Annotated in this window: 27 protein-coding genes; 14 read left to right on the top strand and 13 right to left on the bottom strand. The window is 62.2% G+C overall.

The window, feature by feature from the left end; genetic code table 11:
- The first annotated feature begins 26 nt into the window (after positions 1-26).
- The 6 genes from AB4O08_RS15935 (at position 27) to AB4O08_RS15910 (ending at position 6,536) form a co-directional block, all read left to right on the top strand.
- Positions 27-593 (top strand): hypothetical protein, encoded by a 567-nt coding sequence (locus AB4O08_RS15935; RefSeq protein ID WP_010206821.1) that lies wholly within the window; start codon positions 27-29, stop codon positions 591-593.
- Positions 594-622: 29 nt separating this feature from the next.
- Positions 623-1,057 (top strand): hypothetical protein, encoded by a 435-nt coding sequence (locus AB4O08_RS15930; protein ID WP_028618099.1) that lies wholly within the window; start codon positions 623-625, stop codon positions 1,055-1,057.
- 290 nt (positions 1,058-1,347) lie between these two features.
- Entirely contained in the window at positions 1,348-1,590 is a 243-nt protein-coding gene (locus tag AB4O08_RS15925; protein ID WP_003194556.1) for an exodeoxyribonuclease VII small subunit, read from the top strand.
- A complete protein-coding gene (ispA, locus tag AB4O08_RS15920) occupies positions 1,587-2,474 on the top strand; it encodes a (2E,6E)-farnesyl diphosphate synthase (RefSeq protein ID WP_010206824.1) in 888 nt (295 codons plus the stop codon). The genes AB4O08_RS15925 and ispA overlap by 4 nt, the downstream gene beginning before the upstream one ends.
- A gap of 110 nt (positions 2,475-2,584) precedes the next feature.
- A complete protein-coding gene (dxs, locus tag AB4O08_RS15915; protein WP_010206825.1) occupies positions 2,585-4,483 on the top strand; it encodes a 1-deoxy-D-xylulose-5-phosphate synthase in 1,899 nt (632 codons plus the stop codon).
- A 157-nt stretch (positions 4,484-4,640) separates the two neighbouring features.
- On the top strand, positions 4,641-6,536 hold the full coding sequence (locus tag AB4O08_RS15910) for a TonB-dependent receptor domain-containing protein (protein ID WP_460114213.1): 1,896 nt from the start codon (positions 4,641-4,643) through the stop codon (positions 6,534-6,536).
- A 93-nt stretch (positions 6,537-6,629) separates the two neighbouring features.
- Here AB4O08_RS15910 and AB4O08_RS15905 read toward each other — a convergent pair whose 3' ends face one another.
- The 11 genes from AB4O08_RS15905 to nrdR form a co-directional block, all read right to left on the bottom strand.
- A complete protein-coding gene (locus AB4O08_RS15905) occupies positions 6,630-7,418 on the bottom strand; it encodes a cobalamin-binding protein (RefSeq protein ID WP_021492980.1) in 789 nt (262 codons plus the stop codon).
- Positions 7,415-7,834, bottom strand: coding sequence for a nuclear FMR1 interacting 1 family protein (locus AB4O08_RS15900; RefSeq protein WP_010206829.1), 420 nt, complete (start codon positions 7,832-7,834; stop codon positions 7,415-7,417). The genes AB4O08_RS15905 and AB4O08_RS15900 overlap by 4 nt, the downstream gene beginning before the upstream one ends.
- Entirely contained in the window at positions 7,831-8,448 is a 618-nt protein-coding gene (ribA, locus tag AB4O08_RS15895) for a GTP cyclohydrolase II (protein WP_010206831.1), read from the bottom strand. The genes AB4O08_RS15900 and ribA overlap by 4 nt, the downstream gene beginning before the upstream one ends.
- 150 nt (positions 8,449-8,598) lie before the next feature.
- The gene (locus tag AB4O08_RS15890) at positions 8,599-9,318 is read right to left on the bottom strand and encodes a substrate-binding periplasmic protein (RefSeq protein ID WP_460114212.1); all 720 of its coding nucleotides are present in this window, start codon (positions 9,316-9,318) and stop codon (positions 8,599-8,601) included.
- Positions 9,319-9,384: 66 nt separating this feature from the next.
- Complete coding sequence (gene thiL / locus AB4O08_RS15885) at positions 9,385-10,350, bottom strand: thiamine-phosphate kinase (protein ID WP_010206834.1); 966 nt, start codon at positions 10,348-10,350, stop codon at positions 9,385-9,387.
- Positions 10,351-10,368: 18 nt separating this feature from the next.
- Complete coding sequence (gene nusB / locus AB4O08_RS15880; RefSeq protein WP_010206836.1) at positions 10,369-10,869, bottom strand: transcription antitermination factor NusB; 501 nt, start codon at positions 10,867-10,869, stop codon at positions 10,369-10,371.
- Positions 10,866-11,342, bottom strand: coding sequence for a 6,7-dimethyl-8-ribityllumazine synthase (ribH, locus tag AB4O08_RS15875; protein WP_003194576.1), 477 nt, complete (start codon positions 11,340-11,342; stop codon positions 10,866-10,868). The genes nusB and ribH overlap by 4 nt, the downstream gene beginning before the upstream one ends.
- Positions 11,343-11,432: 90 nt before the next feature.
- A complete protein-coding gene (gene ribBA / locus AB4O08_RS15870) occupies positions 11,433-12,524 on the bottom strand; it encodes a bifunctional 3,4-dihydroxy-2-butanone-4-phosphate synthase/GTP cyclohydrolase II (protein ID WP_010206838.1) in 1,092 nt (363 codons plus the stop codon).
- A gap of 15 nt (positions 12,525-12,539) precedes the next feature.
- The gene (locus AB4O08_RS15865) at positions 12,540-13,202 is read right to left on the bottom strand and encodes a riboflavin synthase (RefSeq protein ID WP_010206841.1); all 663 of its coding nucleotides are present in this window, start codon (positions 13,200-13,202) and stop codon (positions 12,540-12,542) included.
- A gap of 48 nt (positions 13,203-13,250) precedes the next feature.
- Positions 13,251-14,387 (bottom strand): bifunctional diaminohydroxyphosphoribosylaminopyrimidine deaminase/5-amino-6-(5-phosphoribosylamino)uracil reductase RibD, encoded by a 1,137-nt coding sequence (gene ribD / locus AB4O08_RS15860; RefSeq protein ID WP_010206842.1) that lies wholly within the window; start codon positions 14,385-14,387, stop codon positions 13,251-13,253.
- Positions 14,384-14,848, bottom strand: a complete 465-nt coding sequence (gene nrdR, locus AB4O08_RS15855; protein WP_010206843.1) for a transcriptional regulator NrdR — start codon at positions 14,846-14,848, stop codon at positions 14,384-14,386. The genes ribD and nrdR overlap by 4 nt, the downstream gene beginning before the upstream one ends.
- A gap of 140 nt (positions 14,849-14,988) precedes the next feature.
- Here nrdR and AB4O08_RS15850 point away from each other — a divergent pair, with 140 nt between their 5' ends.
- The 3 genes from AB4O08_RS15850 (at position 14,989) to trxA (ending at position 17,121) form a co-directional block, all read left to right on the top strand.
- Complete coding sequence (locus AB4O08_RS15850) at positions 14,989-15,444, top strand: YbaY family lipoprotein (RefSeq protein ID WP_187517165.1); 456 nt, start codon at positions 14,989-14,991, stop codon at positions 15,442-15,444.
- Positions 15,441-16,097, top strand: a complete 657-nt coding sequence (locus AB4O08_RS15845; RefSeq protein ID WP_010206845.1) for a class I SAM-dependent methyltransferase — start codon at positions 15,441-15,443, stop codon at positions 16,095-16,097. The genes AB4O08_RS15850 and AB4O08_RS15845 overlap by 4 nt, the downstream gene beginning before the upstream one ends.
- A gap of 151 nt (positions 16,098-16,248) precedes the next feature.
- Positions 16,249-17,121, top strand: coding sequence for a thioredoxin (gene trxA / locus AB4O08_RS15840; RefSeq protein ID WP_010206846.1), 873 nt, complete (start codon positions 16,249-16,251; stop codon positions 17,119-17,121).
- Here the strand turns inward: trxA and AB4O08_RS15835 are convergent.
- The gene (locus tag AB4O08_RS15835) at positions 17,118-17,465 is read right to left on the bottom strand and encodes a hypothetical protein (protein ID WP_010206848.1); all 348 of its coding nucleotides are present in this window, start codon (positions 17,463-17,465) and stop codon (positions 17,118-17,120) included. The genes trxA and AB4O08_RS15835 overlap by 4 nt on opposite strands.
- Positions 17,466-17,595: 130 nt before the next feature.
- Between AB4O08_RS15835 and AB4O08_RS15830 the strand changes: the two genes are divergently transcribed.
- The 5 genes from AB4O08_RS15830 (at position 17,596) to AB4O08_RS15810 (ending at position 21,631) form a co-directional block, all read left to right on the top strand.
- The gene (locus AB4O08_RS15830) at positions 17,596-18,198 is read left to right on the top strand and encodes a DUF2796 domain-containing protein (RefSeq protein ID WP_021492984.1); all 603 of its coding nucleotides are present in this window, start codon (positions 17,596-17,598) and stop codon (positions 18,196-18,198) included.
- A gap of 138 nt (positions 18,199-18,336) precedes the next feature.
- On the top strand, positions 18,337-19,047 hold the full coding sequence (locus tag AB4O08_RS15825) for an ABC transporter ATP-binding protein (protein WP_021492985.1): 711 nt from the start codon (positions 18,337-18,339) through the stop codon (positions 19,045-19,047).
- A gap of 1 nt (position 19,048) precedes the next feature.
- Positions 19,049-20,314 carry an ABC transporter permease gene (locus tag AB4O08_RS15820; RefSeq protein ID WP_010206853.1) on the top strand — a complete coding sequence of 422 codons (1,266 nt, stop codon included), beginning with the start codon at positions 19,049-19,051 and terminating at the stop codon, positions 20,312-20,314.
- Positions 20,315-20,325: 11 nt separating this feature from the next.
- Entirely contained in the window at positions 20,326-20,838 is a 513-nt protein-coding gene (locus tag AB4O08_RS15815; protein ID WP_010206854.1) for a DUF3299 domain-containing protein, read from the top strand.
- 94 nt (positions 20,839-20,932) lie between these two features.
- Entirely contained in the window at positions 20,933-21,631 is a 699-nt protein-coding gene (locus AB4O08_RS15810) for an OmpW/AlkL family protein (protein WP_010206855.1), read from the top strand.
- A 64-nt stretch (positions 21,632-21,695) separates the two neighbouring features.
- Here the strand turns inward: AB4O08_RS15810 and AB4O08_RS15805 are convergent, their stop codons facing one another.
- Positions 21,696-22,580 (bottom strand): sugar nucleotide-binding protein, encoded by an 885-nt coding sequence (locus AB4O08_RS15805; protein ID WP_010206856.1) that lies wholly within the window; start codon positions 22,578-22,580, stop codon positions 21,696-21,698.
- Positions 22,581-22,613: the final 33 nt, after the last annotated feature.

Here is a 22,613-nt window from a genome sequence, read left to right as displayed (position 1 = left end):
ATTTCGAGCCTCAAGGAAGGACGCTATTGAATACTTTAACCAAGGTCGGTCGCTGCCTGGCACTTCTGCCCCTATTGTTGACCAGCGCAACATCGGTATTGGCCGATGAACAAACACCGATTGGCGACTGGTCGATCATCTACGGCAGCGGCCGGGCCCATCAAAATGTGATGTATGTGGCCGACCGTACCTCGGTGGTGCCCTCGAACCACAACAAGGGCGCCAAATTGGTGGCCGTCACGGTGGTGTATGAAGAACCGGGCAAACCAATGATCGATGTGTACAACATCGAAGTGCAGTGCTCCACGCGCAAGGTGCGCTTTCTCAACGGCCAGTCGGTCGCGCCATTTTCCTACACCCTCACGCACTTGAAGGTCTCCAACACGTGGCAGACGCCAAAGGAGTTCTGGCTCGACCGCACGCTCGCGTATGTCTGCGAACCGGGCAAGAGCAAGGACACCATCGCCATGGGCAAGATGACCCATCTGCAGATGATCCAGACCACCAAGGCCATGTTCGAGCAGTTGGGCCCGACTCAGGAGAAGAGCCAGATGATTGATGACCTCGACGACATGCTGGGCAACAAGCGCTGAGCAACCCCTGCCGACAAGAAGGATTCACGATGCCTACATGGACAAGGCTGTTGCTGGCAGGACTTTTGTTGCCGGCCGTGCTGTTTATCAACGGGTGCCACCTGATTGCACAATCGCGTTGGGAAGGCCGTGACGTGCAAGAGGCGCTGGATTTATTCGGCAAGCCCGACTCGATGAAGAAGCAGAATGCACCCAATGGCGACACCCAGGTGGTGATGACCTGGCACAAGTCCTCATCCTGGACGACCACCGAAGCCGCTGGGACTTCAATGAACCACACCGGGAACGGGATGGTGTATACGGAGTATTACCAGCAAGTCGGGCACAGTTCGGATTGCAAGCTGGAAGCCACGGTGGATAAGGCGAAGAAGATCGTGCTGTTCAGGATTGAGGATGGCCGGATCCTGCATGGCAAGTGCCTGAACGTGCCATTTGTGCCGGGGTATATTCCGCCGGGGTTTTGAGGCTGGGATCGTTTGTGCAACAGCGTGTTGCACGAACGAGAACCGAGGCTAGATGCTTGACTCTCGCCGCTACAGCATCCCCTCCCCTGAAACCCCAGCGAACTGGACGTGCAGCTCACTGCGCTGGAAAAGATGCAGACAGGGCTGACTGCCTGGTCCGGCTGCCCGGTGGCGGTCGCAGCACCCGGTATCAGGCCAAGACAGCGGGCAAGTGACACCCCCGCTCATTTGCCCCAATCCCCCATGTCTGCTAGTGTCGCGCCGGTTTACCGTCTACCGGAATAGCCGCCATGGCCCGCAAAAAAGTTGCACTCGATTTCGAACAATCCCTCGCCGACCTGCAAGCCCTGGTCGAGCGTCTGGAGAACGGCGAGTTGTCGCTGGAAGACTCGTTGACGGCGTTTGAGCAAGGCATCGGCCTTACCCGCGACTGCCAGAGCGCGCTCGCGCAGGCGGAGCAGAAGGTGCAAGTGCTGCTGGAGCGTGACGGGGAGTTGGCCGAAGAACCTTTCGATGCGGAACAGCCGGAATGATCGACGCGTATCAGGCCAGTAGCCAAGCCCGGGTCAATGCGGCGCTGGAGCCCTTGTTTGTTGCGCCAAGCCCTGAACTCAAGCGTCTTTACGAAGCCATGCGCTACAGCGTGATGAATGGCGGCAAGCGCGTGCGTCCGTTGCTGGCGTATGCGGCGTGTGAAGCCTTGGGCGCAGCCGCTGAGCAGGCCAATGGCGCGGCCTGTGCGGTGGAGTTGATCCACGCCTATTCCCTGGTGCATGACGACTTGCCGGCGATGGACGACGACGATTTGCGTCGCGGCCAGCCGACCACTCACAAAGCCTTTGATGAAGCCTGCGCGATCCTCGCCGGCGATGGCCTGCAAAGCCTGGCGTTCAGCGCACTGCTGGACCCGGCGCTGAGCAGCGTCAATGCCGAGATCCGTTTACGCATGGTCACGGCGCTGGCCGTGGCAGCGGGCCCGGCCGGGATGGTCGGTGGCCAGGCCATCGACTTGGGGTCGGTGGGCCGGAAGCTTGATCAACAGGCGCTGGAATACATGCACCGCCACAAGACCGGTGCCTTGATCGAAGCCGCCGTACACCTGGGCGCCCTGGCCAGTGGGCGTGCGCAAGCCGCTCAATTGGCGGCGCTGAAGACCTACGCGCTGGCCATCGGCCTGGCGTTCCAGGTGCAGGACGATATTCTCGACGTAGAAAGTGACACTGCCACTCTGGGCAAACGCCAAGGTGCCGATATCGCACGGGATAAACCGACATATCCTGCGCTGCTCGGGCTGGAAGCCGCCAAGGCCTATGCCCTGGAGCTGCGTGACCAGGCCCTGGACGCCCTGCGACCTTTCGACGCGGCGGCCGAGCCACTGCGTGACTTGGCGCGGTATATCGTCGAACGCCGGCACTGATAACGGCGGCCTTTGCGGCCGCATATCGGCCAAGTTGGGCGCTCTGCGTGGGCAGTTCGCGATGCTTGAGGTAAACTGCCGCCTCTTCTATACCTATAACGATTCGCCTGATGCCCACGACGTTTCAAGAGATTCCCCGCAAGCGCCCGTCCACGCCCCTGCTTGACCGTGCTGTCACGCCGGCCGGCCTGCGTCGATTGGGTGAAGCCGAGCTGGAAACCCTGGCCGATGAGTTGCGCCTGGAATTGCTCTACACGGTCGGCCAGACCGGTGGGCATTTTGGCGCCGGCCTGGGCGTCATCGAGCTGACCATCGCCCTGCATTACGTGTTCGACACCCCGGATGACCGGCTGGTCTGGGACGTGGGCCATCAGGCGTATCCGCACAAGATCCTCACGGGTCGCCGCGAGCGCATGGGCAGCCTGCGCCAGAAGGACGGCATTGCCGCCTTCCCGCGCCGCGCCGAGAGCGAGTACGACACCTTTGGCGTCGGCCACTCCAGTACCTCGATCAGCGCCGCGCTGGGCATGGCGATTGCCGCCCGCCTGCAAGGCAGTGATCGCAAGGCGATTGCGGTGATTGGTGATGGCGCGCTGACCGCCGGCATGGCCTTCGAAGCGCTCAACCATGCGCCGGAAGTGGACGCCAACATGCTGGTGATCCTCAACGACAACGACATGTCGATCTCACGCAATGTCGGCGGCCTGTCCAACTACCTGGCCAAGATCCTCTCCAGCCGCACGTATGCCAGCATGCGCGAAGGCAGCAAGAAGGTCCTCTCGCGTCTGCCTGGCGCGTGGGAAATTGCCCGTCGTACCGAAGAATACGCCAAGGGCATGCTGGTGCCCGGCACCCTGTTCGAAGAGCTGGGCTGGAACTACATCGGCCCGATCGACGGCCACGACCTGCCGACCCTGATCGCCACGCTGCGTAACATGCGTGACCTCAAGGGGCCGCAGTTCCTGCACATCGTCACCAAGAAAGGCAAAGGCTTCGCCCCGGCGGAAGTCGACCCGATCGGCTACCACGCCATCACCAAGCTGGAGCCGGTGGACGCGCCTGCCGCTGCGCCGAAAAAGGCCAGCGGGCCGAAGTATTCCGGTGTGTTCGGCGAATGGCTGTGTGACATGGCCGCCGCCGATCCGCGCTTGGTGGGCATTACCCCGGCGATGAAGGAAGGCTCCGACCTGGTCGCGTTCAGCGAGCGCTTCCCACTGCGTTATTTCGACGTGGCGATTGCCGAGCAGCACGCGGTGACGTTCGCTGCCGGCATGGCCTGTGAAGGCGCCAAGCCGGTGGTAGCGATCTATTCCACTTTCCTGCAACGCGGTTATGACCAGCTTGTTCACGATGTGGCGGTGCAGAACCTCGACGTGCTGTTTGCCATCGACCGCGCAGGCTTAGTGGGCGAAGACGGCCCGACTCACGCCGGCAGCTTCGACCTGTCCTACCTGCGCTGCATCCCCGGCATGCTGGTAATGACGCCAAGCGACGAGAACGAACTGCGCAAGATGCTCAGCACCGGCCACCTGTACAACGGCCCGGCGGCCGTGCGTTACCCGCGCGGTAATGGCCCGAATGCAGTGATCGAGAAGGATCTTGAGCCCATCGAGATCGGCAAGGGCATCGTGCGTCGCCAAGGCAGCAAGACCGCATTCCTGGTGTTTGGCGTGCAACTGGCCGAAGCCTTGAAAGTCGCCGAGAAGATCGACGCCACCGTGGTCGACATGCGCTTCGTCAAACCCCTGGATGAAGCCTTGGTACGTGAGATTGCCGGCAGCCACGAATTGCTGGTGACCGTCGAAGAAAACGCCATCATGGGCGGCGCCGGTGCGGCAGTCAGCGAGTTCCTGGCGCGGGAGAACATCCTCAAGTCGGTGCTGCACCTGGGCTTGCCGGATGTGTACGTCGAACACGCCAAGCCGGCGCAGATGCTGGCGGAATGCGGGTTGGATGAAGCCGGCATTGAGGCATCGGTGCGCGAGCGCATGGCGCTGCTGGGCCTGTAACCCAATCTCCCGGCTGAAACGGGGACTAAAATGTGGGAGCGGGCTTGCTCGCGAAAGCGGTGTATCAGTCACTACTTATGTGGCTGCCTCACCCCTATCGCGAGCAAGCCCGCTCCCACATTGGTTTTGTGTCAATTTTAACAGCCGTGGACCGCCCATGAATCGCCTCTGCTTCGCCCTGCCGTTGCTGCTGCTAACCTCTCCGGACCTGCTCGCCGACACACGCGACGACGCCCTGAAACTTCCCAACGTGGTCATCAGCGCGAACCGCCAGGTGCAGGCACGCAACGACAGCAGCGCCGCCAACACAGTGTTCACCCGTGACGACATCGACCGCCTGCAACCCACCAGCGTCACCGACCTGCTCAGTCGCGTGCCTGGCGTGCAGGTCGCGCCTACCGGTGGACGTGGCAGCCTGCCGGGGATCTACATTCGCGGCACCAAATCCGCGCAAAGCCTGGTATTGGTGGACGGCCAACGTATCGCCAATACCACCTCCGGCGACAGCGGCTTGCAATACCTGAACGTCGACCAGATTGAACGAGTGGAAGTGCTGCGCGGCTCACGCTCGGTGATCTACGGCAGCGATGCGATTGGCGGGGTGATCCAGGTATTTACCCGCCGGAATACCGAGCAAGGCCTGCAACCACGCCTGAAGTTGGGCTTTGGCAGCAACCAGACCTGGGAGCGCAGCCTTGGCCTGTCCGGCGGCGATGAACACACCCGTTTCAACCTCGGCGCGAGCCTGGATGACACCGCGGGTATCAACTCGACGCATACATCATTCCCCAGCGATGGCGACCATGACGCCTACCGCAATCAGTCCCTCAGCCTGAACCTCAGCCATTCCTTCAGCGATGAGCTGGAGACCGGTTTCAACCTGTTGGATAACCGCGGCAAGTCAGAGTACGACAACAGTTTCGGCCGCTACGACGCCACTACCGGGCGAACGCTAGGGCAAAAGCCCTACACCAACTACACCGTCAGCAGTGCCAGCGGCTATGTCGATGCCAAGCTCAACGAGCGCTGGCAATCACGCCTGGAGTTAGGCCACAGCGAAAACCGCGATACCAAGCGCGACACCCTCAGTGACGATTTCAGCGTGTTCAACACTTACCGCGACTCGGTCAACTGGCAGAACGACCTGACGCTGAACGACCGGAACAGCCTGATTCTCGGCGGCGACTGGTATGAAGACCGCTTCCACGGCTCCACCCTCTTTACCGAAAACAGTCGCTGGAACCGCGCGGCCTTTGTGCAGCATCGGTTCAAGGGTGATTGGTTTTCCACGGAACTGGGCCTGCGACGTGACCAGAACCAGCAGTTCGGTGGACAGAATAGCTGGAGCGGCACCCTGACCTTGCCGGTCAACCCGGACAACGATGTGTTGCTGAGCTACAGCGAAGGTTTCCGTGCGCCGACCTTCAACGACTTGTATTACCCGGATACGAAGTACAGCAACCCCAACCTGCAGCCCGAAACCTCAAAGAGCTACGAACTGCAATGGCGCAGCCAGTTGAGCGACAGCACACGCCTGGAAGCCTCGCTGTACCGCACCGACTTGAGCGATGCGATCATCCTCGACCGCTCCGGCAAGCCGCAGAACGTGGCGTCGGCGCGCATCAACGGCTTTGAAGCCGCGCTCAAGCAGGAGCTGTTCGGCTGGCAAGGCAACCTGGGGCTGTCGATCATCGACCCACGCGACCGCGACAGCGGACACACCTTGGCCCGCCGGGCGCGGCGTACGTTGAATCTGGATCTGGATCGGCAGTTCGACAAACTGGGGGTGGGCGCCAGTTGGCAGGCCATCAGCAGCAGTTATGACGATGAAGACAACACCCACCGCCTGGGCGGATATGCCTTACTGGGATTGCGCAGCAGTTGGGCGCTGAATCGGGAAGTGGCGTTGTCGTTGAAGGTCGACAACTTGCTGGATAAGACTTATGCACGGGCGCGCTATAGCTATAACGACCCGACATACGCCAATAATCAGGATTACCGAGAGGAAGGCCGGGTGTGGATGGTTGGGGTGACTTGGACACCGGACATTTGATCGTCGCCTGTACAGGCCTCTTCGCGAGCAAGCCCGCTCCCACAGGGCAAACGCATTCCAAATGTGGGAGCGGGCTTGCTCGCGAAAGCGGTATCACTTGTTAGGTGCAATCACCTGACACAGCCGCGCCACCGCCTCCAGCATCTGCCCGCTGGGCCGCTCCAGGCCTTTGTCTGGCACCAACCGCACCCGTTCCGCCATCGCTGGCCAGACCCTCCAGGCCTCCCTCTGCGCTTGATCCCCGACCAGAATCAACTCGGGGTCACGCTGCAACACCGACTCGATGCTCACCTGCGGCGCCGGCAGCTTGAGATCGTCGAACACATTGCGCGCCCCGCACACACTCAACGCATCGCTGATGATTTGCCCGCCGCCCACGGTATACAGCGGCTGGTTCCATACCTGGTAAAACACGCGCAATGGTTCGACACGCTGATAGCGCTGACGCAGGTCGGCCAAGCGTTGGCGCAAGTGCGCGGCCAATTGACGACCGGACTCAGGTCGCCCCAATTGCTCGGCGATCGCCTGGACTTGGGTGGTGAGCTGTTCAAGGCTATGGGGTTCGGCGACATAAATCGGGATGTTCAGGCGCTGCAATTGCTCACGCTGGGCCGGGCCGACGCTGCCGGGCCACAGCAGGATCAGGTCGGGCTTGAGGCTTAGCAGGCGCTCCATGTCCAATTGGCCGTAATGCCCCACCGACGGCACTTGCGCCAGGGCGACCGGACGATCGCCGCCGTCGAGCACACCCACCAGCAAGTCGGCGGCGCCCAGTTCGACGACGATTTCAGACAGGGACGGCGCCAGGCTGACCACCCGCTCGGCCGCCAAAGCCTGAGCACAGAACGCCAGCAGCAGGACCGCCAGCCAGTGACGCCTCATCCTAATTGACGGGGGATGCGGTAAAGGTAAAACAGCACCAGCGTCGACAGCGCCAGCAGGAACAGCGGCACGGCTTCCAAGCCAACGAACACGGCCAGCGCGCCGATCCAGGCCGGCACGGCCGCCACCAGCAACGCCGTGCGCCGACGGGCCGCCAGGGTGATCCAGGCAGCCGGCTCTTCGGGGGTATCGAGGGCTTTGGAGGTGGCGATCAACGCGTGTTTATAGCCGTTGAAGTAACGCAGGCTAAGAAACATCGAGGCCACGCCGGCAATGAAGAACGGCATGGCCAACACTGGCAGCAAGGACTCAGCCTGACCAAACACCAGGTTGATCACGAACAGGGGGAACAACGCCAGGGCCAGGTACTGCCACCAGTTGAAGGACAGTCGCCGTTTCACCTGGCCACGGGTCACGCGCGGTCGACCTCGCCCTGATGCTCGTTGCCCATCATGTGGTCGAGCTTGCTGGCCTTGGTGGCCAGGTAAAGCTTGTTGTGCGGGTTGTGCCCGGTGTGCAGCGGCACACGCTCGGCCACGGTGATGCCCATCTCGGTCAACGCTTTGACCTTGCGCGGGTTGTTGGTCATCAGGCGCAGGGATTTCACGCCCAGATGCTCCAGCATCGGCAGGCAGATCGCGTAGTCACGCTGGTCGGCGGCAAAGCCCAGGCGCTCGTTAGCCTCGACGGTATCGGCGCCGCCATCTTGCAGCTCGTAGGCGCGGATCTTGTTCATCAGGCCAATGCCACGACCTTCCTGACGCAGGTACAGCAACACGCCGCGACCTTCACGGGCGATGGCGCGCATAGCGGCTTCCAGTTGCGAACCGCAGTCGCAACGCTGGCTGAACAACGCGTCGCCGGTCAGGCATTCGGAATGCACACGACCCAGCACCGGCGCGCCATCAGCGATATCGCCCAGGCTCAGCACAACGTGCTCGCGCCCGGTGGCGTCTTCGAGGAAGCCGTTAATGGTGAACGTGGCAAAAGGGGTAGGCAGCTTGGAAGCGGCGACGAAAACGACGGGCACCGTGTGCTCCTGATTTCAGTTTTTACGATGGCGGCCATTGTAACAGCAGCTTCCTACGGACGCTTAAGCTGAATTATCGCTGATAAAGATCAATCGGTTCGATTGGCCTTCTTATTGATTCTATGTAGACGTGCGCTTGCTCGCGCCTACTTAGAACGGATATGGCTGTTTCCAGCGTTCAAAAATCGCCTTCAACGCGCCGCTTTTCACCAGAACAGCCATGCGTTTGTCGAATACAGCCATCAAGGCGCGACCTCGTTCGTTATCGGCAAACCCGATATAAAGCGGGATTTCGACGATGTGGGTCAGTCTGAATCTGGACGGGTCATCCGCCTGATTGAGCACGTACTGGGCCTCGGTCAGCGCATCGATGTAGAAGTCGGCTCGCGCGTGTTCCAGCATCGGCAAAATGCCGTCTCGGCGCTCGATTTGGTTGAAACGCTGCACAGTGGGCAAGTACTCCTCGTACTTGTAGCCACGCACCCAGGCCAGGCGGTAATTACCCAGCGTAGCCAGCGTCGGCGCCGGCGTGCCGGCCAGGCCGAGGGCGTAGATGTGGTCGGAATCGAAATTCCAATGGGGGTACAGCACCCCGGTGGCTTCCTCACAATAGGAACCGACCCAGCCATCCACTTCGCCGCGCTGGGCCAGGCCGACCGAGCGGGTGTAGGGCACTGAACGCGTCTGCAGCGTTATTCCGGCGGGTTCAAACACCTGGCGCAGTACGTCCCAGGCCAGGCCGCTGCCATTTTTGTTGGTGTAGTCGTTCCACTCCTCACTGGCCAACACGACCTTGCCGGGCGCGTCCTGCGCCTGGACGACCGCCGTAAAGACACACAGCACTATCAGCAGCCAACGGCGCACATCCATGGTGGCGACCTCCTACAGGGCCTTGCATCCGTGATTACGCGATAAAGGGTAGCGCAGTGCACCGACTCAGGGGGTCTGCTGAAAGTGTTGATAACCATGGATGGCTGGCGTGATGTCGTGCCCGTTGCCGTCGAGCAGCGTCACGCCCTGCCCCGCCTCGACCCGGCCGATCACATGGACCGGCCAGCCGTCGGCCAGCAACGATGCCAACTCGTCGGATGGCAAGGTGAACACCAGCACGTAGTCGTCGCCCCCGCTCAGGGCCGCGACGCGCGCCGCATCCTCGCCGACAAACGCCAACAACGCCTGGGACAAGGGCAAGCGCTGGCGTTCGATCAACAGGCTGACAGCCGAGGCCGTGGCGATATGCCCGCAATCGGCCAAGAGACCGTCGGAAATATCCATGGCAGCCGTGGCCTTGCCGCGCAGTGCCAGCCCCAGGGCCAACTGCGGCTGCGGCGACCAGTAGTGGGCCAGTAGCGGATCGGCAACGGCCGCGTCAGCATTGCGCTGGCCCAATACCAACGACAACGCGCCGGCGGCATTGCCCAATTCACCGCCGACACACAGCAGGTCACCCGGCCGCGCACCGCTGCGGGTCAAGGCTTGCCCGGCGGGTACGCGACCAAACACGGTCAGGGTCAGGCTCAAGGGGCCACGGGTGGTATCGCCGCCCACCAGGCCCACGCCGCAGCGCTGCGCCATGAGGTTCAAACCCTCGGCATAGCGTTGCAGCCAATCGGCATTGACGGTCGGCGTGGTCAGGGCAAGGGTAAACGCGAGGGGATGGGCGCCCATGGCGGCCAGGTCGCTGACTGCCACGGCCAACGAGCGCTGGCCCAGCAGGAACGGGTCGCAGGGGTCGGCAAAATGCACCCCGGCCACCAATGTATCGGTGGAGACTGCCAGCTGCTCCCCGGCAGGGAGCGCCAGCAAGGCGCAGTCGTCACCGATCCCCAAGGCAATGCCCTCGCCGCCCTGCGCACAAGGCGCGGCGGCGAAGTAGTTGCGGATCAGCTCAAACTCGCCCATTCAGGTCCCAAGCGCGGTTTAGCGCTTGTACGCCTTCACTTCGGCTTCACGCAGGCGCGGAGCCAGCTTGTCGAGCACGCCGTTGACGAACTTGTGGCCGTCGGTCGAACCGTAGACTTTCGCCAACTCGATACCTTCGTTGATTACCACGCGGTACGGCACGTCGACGCGATACAGCAGTTCCCAGGCAGACAGCCGCATCACGCACAGCTCAACCGGGTCCAGCTCTTCGATGGTCAGGTCCAGGCAAGGTGCCAGGGCTGTATCGATCTCGGTCAGGTGGGCATGTACACCGTGCAGAATGTCGTGGAAGTACGGCAGGTCGGCGAAGGTAAAATCGTTGTCGACGCGAAACTGTGCTTCGATCTCGTTCAACGAAGCGCCCGCCAGGTGACGCTGATACAGCGCCTGGGTCGCCAACTGACGAGCAGCGCGACGCTTCTCGTTCTTGGATGGCTTGCCAGCATCGGCTGGACGTGGCTCGCGCGGGTTGAAGTTGTCGCTCTCGTCGGAAATCACTTGGCCTCCAACTGCGACAGCAGGCTGACCATTTCCAGGGCGGACAGGGCAGCTTCAGCGCCTTTGTTGCCGGCCTTGGTGCCGGAACGCTCGATGGCTTGCTCGATGGAATCCACGGTCAGCACGCCGAAAGCGACGGGTACGCCGAACTCCATGGACACCTGGGCCAGGCCCTTGGTGCATTCACCTGCCACGTATTCGAAGTGCGGAGTACCGCCACGAATGACCGCGCCCAGGGCGATGATCGCCGCGTATTCACCCTGCTGAGCAACTTTTTGCGCAACCAGTGGAATTTCGAAGGCGCCAGGGGCGCGGATGAGGGTGATATCGCTCTCGCTCACACCGTGGCGAACCAAGGCGTCCACGGCACCGCTTACCAGGCTTTCAACCACGAAGCTGTTGAAGCGGCCAACCACCAGGGCGTAGCGGCCTTTGGGGGCGATGAAGGTACCTTCGATGGTCTTCAGGGTCATTCGACAAATCTCTTAAAGAGCCGGGACGCGTGTATGACGCGTCCCTTAGTGATATTTGAACCACGAACAAGGGGCGAAAATCGCCAGCCTTTATTCGGAGGGCACGTATTCTACTACTTCCAGGTCGAAACCGGATATCGCATTAAATTTCATTGGCGCACTCATCAGGCGCATTTTGCGCACGCCCAGGTCACGCAGGATCTGCGAACCGGCACCGACGATGCTGTAGGTGGTCGGTTTTTTCACTGGCGCGTGATCAGCCGTTTCGCGGATATGCGCCAGCAAGACATCGCCATCCAACGGGTGACCGAGCAACAGCACCACACCACTGCCGGCCTCGGAAACCGCAGTCATGGCGGCGCGCAGGCTCCAGCGGCCGGGCTGCTTGACCATCAACAGGTCGCGCAATGGGTCCATGTTGTGCACGCGCACCAAGGTCGGCTCTTCGGCGCAAATGGTGCCCAGAGTCAGGGCCATGTGCACGTCACCTTCCACTGAATCACGGTAGGTCACCAGATTGAATTGGCCCAATTCGCTGTCCAGTGGCTGCTCGGCAATCCGCTGAACGGTACGTTCGTGGATCATGCGGTAGTGAATCAGGTCGGCGATGGTGCCGATCTTGAGGTTGTGCTCGGCGGCAAACGCCTCGAGTTCGGTGCGACGGGCCATGGTGCCGTCGTCGTTCATCACTTCGCAGATCACCCCGCTCGGCTCGAAACCGGCCATGCGCGCCAGGTCGCAGGCGGCTTCGGTGTGGCCGGCGCGGGCCAGGGTTCCGCCGGGCTGGGCCATCAGTGGGAAGATGTGGCCGGGGCTGACGATGTCTTCGGCCTTGGCGTCTTTCGCGGCGGCGGCCTGCACGGTGCGTGCACGGTCAGCAGCAGAGATACCGGTGGTGACGCCGGTGGTGGCCTCAATCGATACGGTGAACTTGGTGCCAAAACCCGAGCCATTGCGAGGTGCCATCAACGGCAGCTTGAGCAATTCACAACGCTCACGGCTCATGGGCATGCAGATCAACCCGCGCGCGTGCTTGGCCATGAAGTTGATGTGCTCAGGCAGGCAGGCCTCGGCGGCCATGATGATGTCGCCTTCGTTCTCGCGGTCTTCGTCATCCATCAGGATGACCATCTTGCCTTGGCGGATGTCTTCAACCAGTTCTTCGATGCTATTGAGCGCCACGCGGCACCCCCTTGGTCAGGATTTCAGGTAGCCGTTAGCGGCCAGAAAACTTTCGGTGATGTTACCGGTGGCGGGCTCTGCGGCCTTATCGCCCAGCAACAGGCGCTCCAGGTAACGGGCAAGCAAGTCCACTTCCAGGTTCACCCGGCGACCCGGCTGGTAAGACGCCATGATGGTTTCGCTGAGGGTGTGGGGAATGATGGTCAGTTCAAACTCGGCGCCATTCACGGCGTTCACGGTCAGGCTGGTGCCGTCGACGGTGATCGAGCCTTTGTGGGCGATGTACTTGGCCAATTCTTTCGGCGCGCGGATGCGAAACTCCACGGCACGCGCGTTTTCGCTGCGGGCAACCACTTCGCCGACGCCGTCGACGTGGCCGCTGACCAGGTGACCACCGAGACGGGTGGTGGGGGTCAGGGCTTTTTCCAGGTTGACCGGGCTGCCGGCCTTGAGGTCGTTCATCGCGGTGCAATCCAGGGTTTCCCGGCTGACATCAGCGGCAAAACCATTGCCCGGCAGTTCGATGACGGTCAGGCAGACGCCGCTGACGGCAATACTGTCGCCCAGCTTGACGTCACCCAGGTCGAGCTTGCCGGTTTCAACCAGCAGGCGTACGTCGCCGCCTTTTGGGGTCATTGCACGGATGCTGCCGATGGATTCGATAATGCCGGTGAACATTTCGTTCTCCTGAAAACGAGGGGCTGACGCGCAAGCGCAGGCCGGGAATTATACGCTCGCTGCTGGCACAGGGATGGCAGTGACTCGCCAGTCGTCGCCTACAGCGCGCATTTCAGTGATCTTGAGTTGGGGGGCGTTGGCCAGTTTCTCAAGCGGCCAGTCCAACAAAGGCCGGGCGGCGGAGCCGAGGAACTTGCCGGCGATGAAAATCACGTATTCATCCACCAGGCCTTGCTGGGCAAACGCACCGGCCAGGCTTGGGCCGGCCTCCACCAACACTTCATTGACGCCACGGGCTGCCAGCGCGACCAGCGCCGAGCGCAGGTCGACCTGACCATCGACGCCCGGTACCACCAGGCACTCGGGGCCACGGGGAAACTGGTTTTCCGGGGTTACGCAGGTGATGACCAGCGCCGGCCCGGCCTTGAAGAACGGCGCATTGAGCGGCACGCGCAGGCGGCCGTCGATCAACACCCGCAACGGCGGACGTGACATGGCCAGGGCGGTGGTGGCTTCGTCCAGGCCGAGTTCGGCGGCGCGCACGGTCAGGCGTGCCCCGTCGGCCAGCACCGTATCGGCGCCGGTCAGCACCACGCTGGCCTCGGCGCGCAGGCGCTGCACGGCGGCGCGAGCGGCGGGGCCGGTGATCCATTGGCTTTCGCCGTTGGCCATCGCGGTGCGGCCGTCCAGGCTCATCGCCAGCTTGACCCGCACGAAGGGCAGGCCGTGTTCCATGCGCTTGAGGAAACCTGGATTCAGCGCGCGCGCTTCAGCTTCCAGCACCCCGCTACGGACCTCAATACCGGCCTGAGCCAAGCGCTGCATGCCGCGCCCCGCCACTTCGGGGTTCGGGTCCTGCATGCCAGCCACAACGCGAGCGACACCCGCAGTGACCAACGCATCAGCGCAGGGCGGCGTATGCCCGTGGTGGCTGCACGGTTCGAGGGTCACATACACCGTGGCGCCACGGGCCCTGGCACCAGCGGCGCGCAGGGCATTGGGCTCGGCATGGGGTTCGCCGGTTCGCTCATGCCAGCCTTCGCCGACAATCTGCCCGTCACGTACAATCACGCACCCCACACGCGGGTTGGGATGGGTGGTGTACAGGCCCTTGCGCGCCAGTTCCAGGGCACGGGCCATGTAATGGGCGTCGAGCACAGCTTGTTCGGCAGGCAGTGGGTTCATTCTTTGGCAGGCTCACGGGCCAGGCGGTCGATCTCTTCGCGGAACTCGTTGAGGTCCTGGAAGCGTCGATACACCGAGGCGAAACGGATATAGGCAACTTCGTCGAGCTTTTGCAGCTCGCCCATCACCAGTTCTCCAACCACCAGGCTCTTGACCTCGCGCTCACCGGTCGCACGCAACTTGTGCTTGATATGCACCAGCGCCGCCTCCAGCCGCTCGACACTCACCGGGCGTTTTTCCAGGGCGCGCTGCATACCGGCGCGCAGTTTTTCTTCGTCGAAAGGCTGGCGGCTACCGTCGGATTTGATCAGACGTGGCAATACCAGTTCGGCGGTTTCAAAGGTGGTGAAACGTTCACCGCAGGCCAGGCATTCGCGCCGGCGACGCACTTGATCGCCCTCGGCGACCAGACGCGAGTCAATGACCTTGGTGTCGTTGGCACCGCAGAAGGGACAGTGCATGGTGGGCAGGCAACAAATAAAGGGAGGGCCATGGTAGCGCATCCCCGTGGCAAGACAAGCCATAGCCTTTACGGTATATAGGCTGACTATTATGTTTCATATTTTTTTAGCCACGGATTTTGTCCTTTCTGGAGCCGTACATGCAGTTACGACCACTTGTTTTGCTCACCGTGTTCAGTTTCCTGGTCGCCTGCAGCAGCGAAGCCCCCAAGCCGGCCGCACCTCAACCCACTCCCGCGCAAGAGAAAAAAGTACCTGGCATTGAAGACCTGGGTCCCCTGCCCGCCTATCAACGGGAAATCAGCGGCAGCCTGACCAACATTCCGGCGGGTGCCGAAGTCGAGATGGCGCTGCTGGTGATCGACGACCGTTCGCGCCCGCAACAATTGCTGGCCAGCAGCGTATTGAGCGGCAACGGCAAGCCCCTGGCCTTTCGCCTGCGCTTCAACCCCGAAGCGTTCCCGGCCGGCGCGCGGGTTGAACTACGTGGCCGCGCCAGCCAATCCGGCCAGTTGATCCTGCACCTGCCCGCCGTGCGTGTGACCCAGGCAATCAACCAGTCCACCGGCCCCCTGCAACTCGTCAAGGCACCATGACGCCACCGCTGGACCTGCAAGCCGCGCTGAGCGGGCTGATCGGCGACGCGCAACTGGTGCCCTGCCCGCTGCCGGGCACCGCGTTGTCGTTATGGCTGCTGGATGCGGACAACATGGACCGTGCCTTCAGCCCCGAGGAAACCCGGCGCATCCTGCATGAACCGCCCTACTGGAGTTTTTGCTGGGCCAGCGGCCTGGCGCTGGCGCGGTACCTGGCGGCGAACCCTGAGTGGGTCGCGGGCAAGCGCGTGCTGGATTTTGGCGCGGGTTCAGGTGTTGCAGGGATTGCGGCAGCCAAGGCCGGCGCACGGGAAGTGGTGGCCTGCGACCTGGACCCACTGGCGTTGGCGTCCTGTCGAGCGAATGCCGAACTCAACGGCGTAGCGCTGGGTTATTCGGCGGACTTCTTCGCCGAAGCCGACCGCTTCGACCTGATCCTGGTCGCCGATGTGCTCTACGACCGGGCGAACCTGCCGTTGCTGGATCAATTCTTGACCCGTGGCCGTGAAGCGTTGGTGGCGGATTCGCGGGTGAGGGATTTTCAGCACCCGGATTATCAGCGGCTGGAGATCCTTGATGCATTGACGTTGCCGGACTTGGCGGAGCCTTGGGAATTTCGCAAGGTAAGCCTGTACCATTCGCGGCGCGCATGAGACCTTCGCGAGCAAGCCCGCTCCCACACTTGGGCCCGTTCCCCCTGTGGGAGCGGCCTTGCTCGCGAAAGCGGTGCCAACTCCACCGCACTTTCAGCCAACCGCGCCAGCCCTTATAGTTGCCCCATTCCCGCTTTATTCGAGACGCCCGATGAGTGAACCCACGCCGTACATCTTCGATGTCACCACTGCCACCTTCGACCAGGCGGTAATCCAGAACTCCTTCGAGAAACCCGTGCTGGTGGATTTCTGGGCCGAGTGGTGCGCGCCCTGCAAGGCGTTGATGCCGATGCTCGCGAAGATTGCCGAGAGTTATCAGGGCGAGTTGCTGTTGGCCAAGGTCGATTGCGAGGCCGAGCAGGACATCGTCGCGCGTTTTGGCATTCAAAGCCTGCCGACGGTGGTGCTGTTCAAGGATGGCCAGCCGGTGGACGGGTTTGCCGGGGCGCAGCCGGAGTCGGCGGTGCGGGCGCTGTTGGAGCCCCATGTACAGATGCCACCACCGGCGGCGGCGAATCCGTTGGAGCAGGCCCAGGCCTTGTTTGCCGAAGGTCGCATCAGCGATGCCGAAGCGGTGTTGGTGGCGCTGTTGGGCGAGGACAATACCAACGCTGCGGCGCTGATCCTGTACGCACGCTGCCTGGCCGAACGCGGTGAATTGGGCGAAGCCCAGACCGTGCTGGACGCGGTTAAAAGCGACGACCACAAAGCCGCCCTCGCCGGTGCGAAGGCACAGATCACCTTCCTGCGTCAGGCTGCCGACCTGCCGGACGCCGCCGACCTGAAAAGCCGCCTGGCGCAAAACCCGCAGGACGACGAAGCCGCCTATCAACTGGCGATCCAGCAACTGGCGCGTCAGCAGTACGACGCGGCGCTGGAAGGTTTGCTCAAGCTGTTCATCCGCAACCGCAGCTACAGCGAAGGCCTGCCGCACAAGGCCTTGCTGCAGGTGTTCGAACTGCTGGGCAACGATCACCCACTGGTGACCGTGTACCGCCGCAAGTTGTTTGCCGCGCTGTACTAATCGCCGACCCAGCTGTACAGCGGCGTATCCCCGCCGCTGGCAACCTTCACCTGGGCGCTATGGCGCAGGCGCACCAACAGACGCTTGCCCGCCGAAGCGTCGCCGGCCAAGCCTTCCAACTGGTCAAGCAGCTCCAGGCCACTGAGTTGCCCTGCCTCGCGCAACAGGTCCTGGGCACTCTGCCATAGATCATCATTGTGTTTGACCGGAGCCACCGGCGCAGCCGTCGCGCTGGCCACGGGCGTCGCCTGCAACTGTGCGCCCAGCCGCGCCCAGTCGCCGTCGTCCAGCTCCAGGGTCAAGTCCACCGGCAGGTCGCCGACGGTTCCACGAATTCGCAACATCGTCCTTACTCCTGCAGTTTTCTGACAGGCATGCTCCCATGCGGCTTGCGCAACGCCAAGCGGGCGGTCAAACTCTGGGCACATTGTTATAAGATCACATAACAAAACTTTCATGTTCTGGAGCCTTCTCATGCGCCGTCTGTTGCTTGCTTTGCCGTTTGCCCTGCTGCCATTGGCGGTTGCCCACGCTCATGATGATCACGACCATGAACACGCTAGCCTTGGTGCCCATGAACACGGCGTGGGCCGTCTCAACGCGGTGCTCGACGGCCAGGCCCTGGAGCTGGAGCTGGATAGCCCGGCAATGAATCTGGTGGGTTTCGAACACCTGGCCACCACCCCGGCAGACAAAGCCAAGGTCGCCGCCGTGCGCAAACAGCTGGAAAACCCTGTCGCCCTGTTCAACCTGCCTAAGGCCGCCGGTTGTGTGGTCAGCAGCCAGGCACTCAACAGCCCGCTGTTCGGCGACAAGCCCGAGGCCGACCATGATGACGATGATGACCACGCCACCGACGGCAAAGGCGCGGCCGCCCACGAACACCATCACGACCACAGCGAAATCCACGCCCACTACCAATTCACCTGCGCCACGCCGACAGCCTTGAGCAACCTCGACCTGACCCAGGTGTTCAAGACCTTCCCCGCCACCCAGAAAATTCAGGTACAACTGATCGGCCCGAGCGGCCAGCAAGGGGTTGACGCAACGGCCACAGCAGCCACCCTGAAGTTCTGATTTGGCCGTGGGAGCTGGCTTGCCTGCGAAGGGATCGCCTCGGTCTGTCTGCAAAAACCGAGTCGCCCGCATCGCAGGCAAGCCAGCTCCCACAATGGATCGGCGTCATTTTCCACCACCAGGCAATACTGATTTCCCATGACCCACGCATTGATCGAACTGTCTGACCTGGGCTTCAACTGGCCCAATCACCCACAGTTGCTGGACATCCCTGCGTTCCGCCTGGAAGCAGGAGAAACCCTGTTTCTCAAGGGCCCGAGCGGCAGTGGCAAAACCACATTGCTGGGCCTGCTTGGCGGGGTGCAGAAACCCAGCCGGGGCAGTATCCGCCTGCTCGGCCAGGAACTGACCGAGCTTTCGGCTGGCGCGCGCGATCGTTTTCGCGTCGACCACACCGGCTACATTTTCCAGCAGTTCAACCTGCTGCCGTTCTTGTCGGTACGCGAGAACGTCGAGTTGCCCTGCCACTTTTCCACACTGCGTGCGCAACGGGCGAAACAGCGCCACGGCAGTGTCGACCAGGCCGCCGCCGCTTTACTCGCGCACCTGGGATTGAAAGACAAATCCCTGCTGGAGCGCCGCGCCGACTCACTTTCCATCGGCCAGCAGCAGCGGGTGGCCGCCGCCCGTGCGTTGATCGGCCAACCGGAACTGGTGATCGCCGACGAACCCACCTCGGCCCTGGACCACGACGCCCGCGAAGCCTTCCTACAGCTGTTGTTTGCCGAATGCCGTGAGGCCGGCGCCAGCCTGTTGTTTGTCAGCCATGACCAGAGCCTGGCTTCGTTGTTCGACCGCAACCTGTCGCTGGCCGAACTCAATCGCGCCGCCACGCCCGCAGAGGTTTGAGATGTATCTGTTCCGTCTAGCCATGGCCAGCCTGGCTAACCGCCGCTTTACCGCGATCCTCACCGCATTCGCCATCGCCCTGTCGGTGTGCCTGTTGCTGGCGGTGGAGCGCGTGCGCGTTGAGGCGCGCAACAGTTTCGCCAGCACCATCAGCGGCACCGACCTGATCGTCGGTGCGCGCTCAGGTTCGGTGAACCTGCTGCTGTACTCGGTGTTCCGCATTGGCAATGCCACCAACAACATCCGCTGGGACAGCTTCGAGCATTTCGCCGCCAGCCCTCAGGTGAAATGGGCGATCCCGATTTCCCTCGGCGACTCCCATCGCGGCTACCGTGTGATGGGCACCAATGAATCCTACTTCGAACATTACCAATACGGCCGCAAGCAAAACCTCGAACTGGCCAGCGGACGCGCCTTCGCCACCGACCCGTTTGAAGTGGTGCTCGGTGCAGAAGTCGCCGACGCGTTGCATTACAAACTCGGCGACAAACTGGTGCTGGCCCACGGCGTAGCCGTGGTCAGCCTGGTGAAGCACGATGACAAGCCCTTCACCGTAGTCGGCATCCTCAAGCGCACCGGCACACCGGTGGATCGCACGTTGCACATCAGCCTCGGCGGCATGGAGGCGATCCACATCGACTGGCACAACGGCGTGCCGGCCCAGGGCAAAGGCCGCATCAGTGCCGACCAGGCGCGCAACATGGACCTCACGCCGCAGGCCATCACCGCGTTCATGCTGGGCCTGAACAACAAGATTTCCACCTTCGCCCTGCAACGGGAAATCAACGAGTTCCGTGGCGAGCCGATGCTGGCGATCCTGCCCGGCGTGGCGCTGCAAGAGTTATGGAGCATGATGGGCACCGCCGAAAAAGCGCTGTTCGTGATCTCGCTGTTCGTGGTGCTCACCGGCTTGATCGGCATGCTCACAGCGATCCTCACCAGCCTCAACGAACGCCGCCGCGAAATGGCGATTTTGCGCTCTGTAGGTGCGCGCCCTTGGCATATCGCGACGTTGCTGATCTTCGAAGCCTTCGCCCTGGCGCTGTCCGGCGTGGTAGCCGGCGTTGGTTTGCTTTACGTGTGCATCGCCGCCTCACGCGGGTATCTGCAGGCCAATTACGGCCTGGACCTGCCGATGTCCTGGCCGAGCGAATATGAATGGACGCTGCTCGCCGGTATCCTGGCCGCCGCACTGTTGATGGGCAGCGTGCCCGCGTGGCGTGCCTATCGGCAATCCCTGGCCGATGGCCTGTCCATACGTTTATGAGGAAGGCCTTGATGCGTCGCGTCCTGTTTGCATTGTTTCTGCTGATCGCGCTGCCCGCCTGGGCCGCCGAGCCCAAAGAGCTGACCTGGTCGGAACTGATCCCACCGGATGCCGAGCCGGAAGTGCCGAACATGCAACCGCTGCACAATCTCTCCGGCATGGCGGATGCCCTGGAGTCGGCACCGGCTGCCAAGCAGGAAATGCCCAACGCGCCAGTGGTGCCAGGGCTCAATGGCCAGCACATTCGTTTGCCCGGCTACATCGTGCCACTGGAGGTCAGCGAAAACGGGCGCACCACCGAGTTCTTGCTGGTGCCGTATTTCGGCGCGTGCATCCATGTCCCGCCGCCGCCCTCGAACCAGATCGTGCATGTCAAAAGCGAAATCGGCGTGAAACTCGATGAGCTGTACCAGCCGTACTGGATCGAAGGCGCGATGCAGGTCAAGCCATCCACCAGCGAGCTGGCCGATGCCGGTTACCAGATGGAAGCCGAGAAGATTTACATGTACGAACTGCCGGAATAGCGCTGATCGCCCTTTCATTGAGCTGAGTCAAAAGACCGGGCGGAACGATCTTTACCATTGGACGTACAACTTTTAAACGTCCTTTGGAGCTCCCATGAACAAGTCTCTGCTCGGCGCGTCCCTCTTCGCGCTCGCCCTCGTCGCCCCCGTCGTACACGCTCATGAAGCGGGTGACATTCTGGTGCGTGCCGGTGCAATCACCGTGAACCCGAAGGCGGACAGCGGTCACGTCAAAGTTGACCAGGGTCCATTGGCGGGCGCCAACCTGGGCGGCAAGGCGACCATGAGCAGCGATACCCAACTGGGTCTGAACTTCGCCTACATGCTGACCAACCACGTCGGTATCGAACTGCTGGCCGCGACGCCGTTCGAGCATGATGTGAAGATCAAGAACACCGCCCTTGGCGCCGCCAACGGCAAGCTCGGTACCCTGAAACACCTGCCGCCGACCCTGAGCATCGTGTACTACCCACTGGACAACAAGTCGGCCTTCCAGCCGTACGTGGGCGCCGGTATCAACTACACCTGGATCTACGACGAACACGTCGGCAGCCGTGCTCAAGGCGCCGGCTTCAGCAACTTCAAGGCTGAAAACTCCTGGGGCTGGGCCGCGCAGATTGGCGCGGACTACATGATCAACGACAAGTGGATGATCAACGCCCAGGCGCGCTATATCGACATCAGCACCAAGGCGACCGTGGACAACAATGCCCTAGGCCAAGGCACCCGCGCCAAGGTCAATGTGGACGTGGATCCGATGGTTTACATGGTGGGTATCGGCTACAAGTTCTAAGCAACACTGCATAACCAATGTGGGAGCGGCGCACCGCCGCTCCCACATTTGGTTTTGCGTGTATTCAGCTGTGGCGGTAGAAACGATCCAGCAACGCCGGCAGCCCGGCCCGCCATGCCCGTGGCTTGATGCCGAAGGTGTGGAGGATTTTCTTGCAGGCGAGTACCGCGTGTTGCGGTTCTTCGCTCGCATCCGGCCGGGCCGCGTGGGCCTGGGCGGTGGGGGATTCGATCGCCAGCAGATGGTAGCTGCGCGCTTCGGTGAGGATCGCCTGGCCCAGCGCCAACGGCGTGGTCGCCTCTTGGCCGGCATAGTGATAGGTGCCCCACAGCGGCGCCGCACAATCGAGCTGCTTGAGCACCGAGATGATCACCCGCGCGGCATCGTCCACCGGCGTCGGATTGCCGCGACGGTCGTCCGCCATCAGCAATTCATCCGGTTTCTCCGCCCGGGCCAGGAAGCGCCCGAGGGTGCCGTCAGCGCTGTCATCCAGCAGCCAGCCAAACCGTAGCAACACATGTTGCGGGCAGGTGGCGCGCACACTTTGCTCGATGCGCCACAACGCCTGGCCGCGCAGGCCCAGGGGCACCGGCTCGTCCTTTTCGCTGTAGGCGGTAGCGCGGGAGCCATCGAACACGCGGTAGCTGGACGGTTGCAGCAGGGTGATGTTGTGGTGCTGGCACAGCTCGGCCAGGCGCTCGATGGCGAACTCTTGGCCAGCCAGGCGGGTTTCGCTGACCGCTTCGGCCTGGAACCAGTCGAAATAGTAGGCGAGGTTGATCAACGCATCGGGACGGGTGTCGTCGAGCAATTGGGTGAGGCTCGCGGCATCCCAGCCGTCTTGGGGCGGTTTGGGGGCGAGGAAACCGATGTCTTCCTCTGCACCGAGGCGAATCAGCGCCTGCCCGAGGGCATTCCCGCCGCCCAGTAACATAAGGCGCATTCGCATAGATTGAGCAGGCCCGGTCAGTATGGAACGATG

The organism is Pseudomonas sp. H3_E07 (assembly GCF_054668895.1).
This window is presented reverse-complemented; position numbering and strand designations above follow the sequence as displayed.

Bases quoted from the DNA above. Each gene is read 5' to 3' on its own strand.
- AB4O08_RS15930 (WP_028618099.1), top strand. From the start codon at position 623: ATGCCTACATGGACAAGGCTGTTGCTGGCAGGACTTTTGTTGCCGGCC.
- AB4O08_RS15925 (WP_003194556.1), top strand. From the start codon at position 1,348: ATGGCCCGCAAAAAAGTTGCACTCGATTTCGAACAATCCCTCGCCGAC.
- ispA (WP_010206824.1), top strand. From the start codon at position 1,587: ATGATCGACGCGTATCAGGCCAGTAGCCAAGCCCGGGTCAATGCGGCG.
- dxs (WP_010206825.1), top strand. From the start codon at position 2,585: ATGCCCACGACGTTTCAAGAGATTCCCCGCAAGCGCCCGTCCACGCCC.
- AB4O08_RS15910 (WP_460114213.1), top strand. From the start codon at position 4,641: ATGAATCGCCTCTGCTTCGCCCTGCCGTTGCTGCTGCTAACCTCTCCG.
- AB4O08_RS15905 (WP_021492980.1), bottom strand. From the start codon at position 7,418: ATGAGGCGTCACTGGCTGGCGGTCCTGCTGCTGGCGTTCTGTGCTCAG.
- AB4O08_RS15890 (WP_460114212.1), bottom strand. From the start codon at position 9,318: ATGGATGTGCGCCGTTGGCTGCTGATAGTGCTGTGTGTCTTTACGGCG.
- thiL (WP_010206834.1), bottom strand. From the start codon at position 10,350: ATGGGCGAGTTTGAGCTGATCCGCAACTACTTCGCCGCCGCGCCTTGT.
- ribH (WP_003194576.1), bottom strand. From the start codon at position 11,342: ATGACCCTGAAGACCATCGAAGGTACCTTCATCGCCCCCAAAGGCCGC.
- AB4O08_RS15865 (WP_010206841.1), bottom strand. From the start codon at position 13,202: ATGTTCACCGGCATTATCGAATCCATCGGCAGCATCCGTGCAATGACC.
- ribD (WP_010206842.1), bottom strand. From the start codon at position 14,387: ATGAACCCACTGCCTGCCGAACAAGCTGTGCTCGACGCCCATTACATG.
- nrdR (WP_010206843.1), bottom strand. From the start codon at position 14,848: ATGCACTGTCCCTTCTGCGGTGCCAACGACACCAAGGTCATTGACTCG.
- AB4O08_RS15850 (WP_187517165.1), top strand. From the start codon at position 14,989: ATGCAGTTACGACCACTTGTTTTGCTCACCGTGTTCAGTTTCCTGGTC.
- AB4O08_RS15845 (WP_010206845.1), top strand. From the start codon at position 15,441: ATGACGCCACCGCTGGACCTGCAAGCCGCGCTGAGCGGGCTGATCGGC.
- trxA (WP_010206846.1), top strand. From the start codon at position 16,249: ATGAGTGAACCCACGCCGTACATCTTCGATGTCACCACTGCCACCTTC.
- AB4O08_RS15835 (WP_010206848.1), bottom strand. From the start codon at position 17,465: ATGTTGCGAATTCGTGGAACCGTCGGCGACCTGCCGGTGGACTTGACC.
- AB4O08_RS15830 (WP_021492984.1), top strand. From the start codon at position 17,596: ATGCGCCGTCTGTTGCTTGCTTTGCCGTTTGCCCTGCTGCCATTGGCG.
- AB4O08_RS15825 (WP_021492985.1), top strand. From the start codon at position 18,337: ATGACCCACGCATTGATCGAACTGTCTGACCTGGGCTTCAACTGGCCC.
- AB4O08_RS15820 (WP_010206853.1), top strand. From the start codon at position 19,049: ATGTATCTGTTCCGTCTAGCCATGGCCAGCCTGGCTAACCGCCGCTTT.
- AB4O08_RS15815 (WP_010206854.1), top strand. From the start codon at position 20,326: ATGCGTCGCGTCCTGTTTGCATTGTTTCTGCTGATCGCGCTGCCCGCC.
- AB4O08_RS15810 (WP_010206855.1), top strand. From the start codon at position 20,933: ATGAACAAGTCTCTGCTCGGCGCGTCCCTCTTCGCGCTCGCCCTCGTC.
- AB4O08_RS15805 (WP_010206856.1), bottom strand. From the start codon at position 22,580: ATGCGAATGCGCCTTATGTTACTGGGCGGCGGGAATGCCCTCGGGCAG.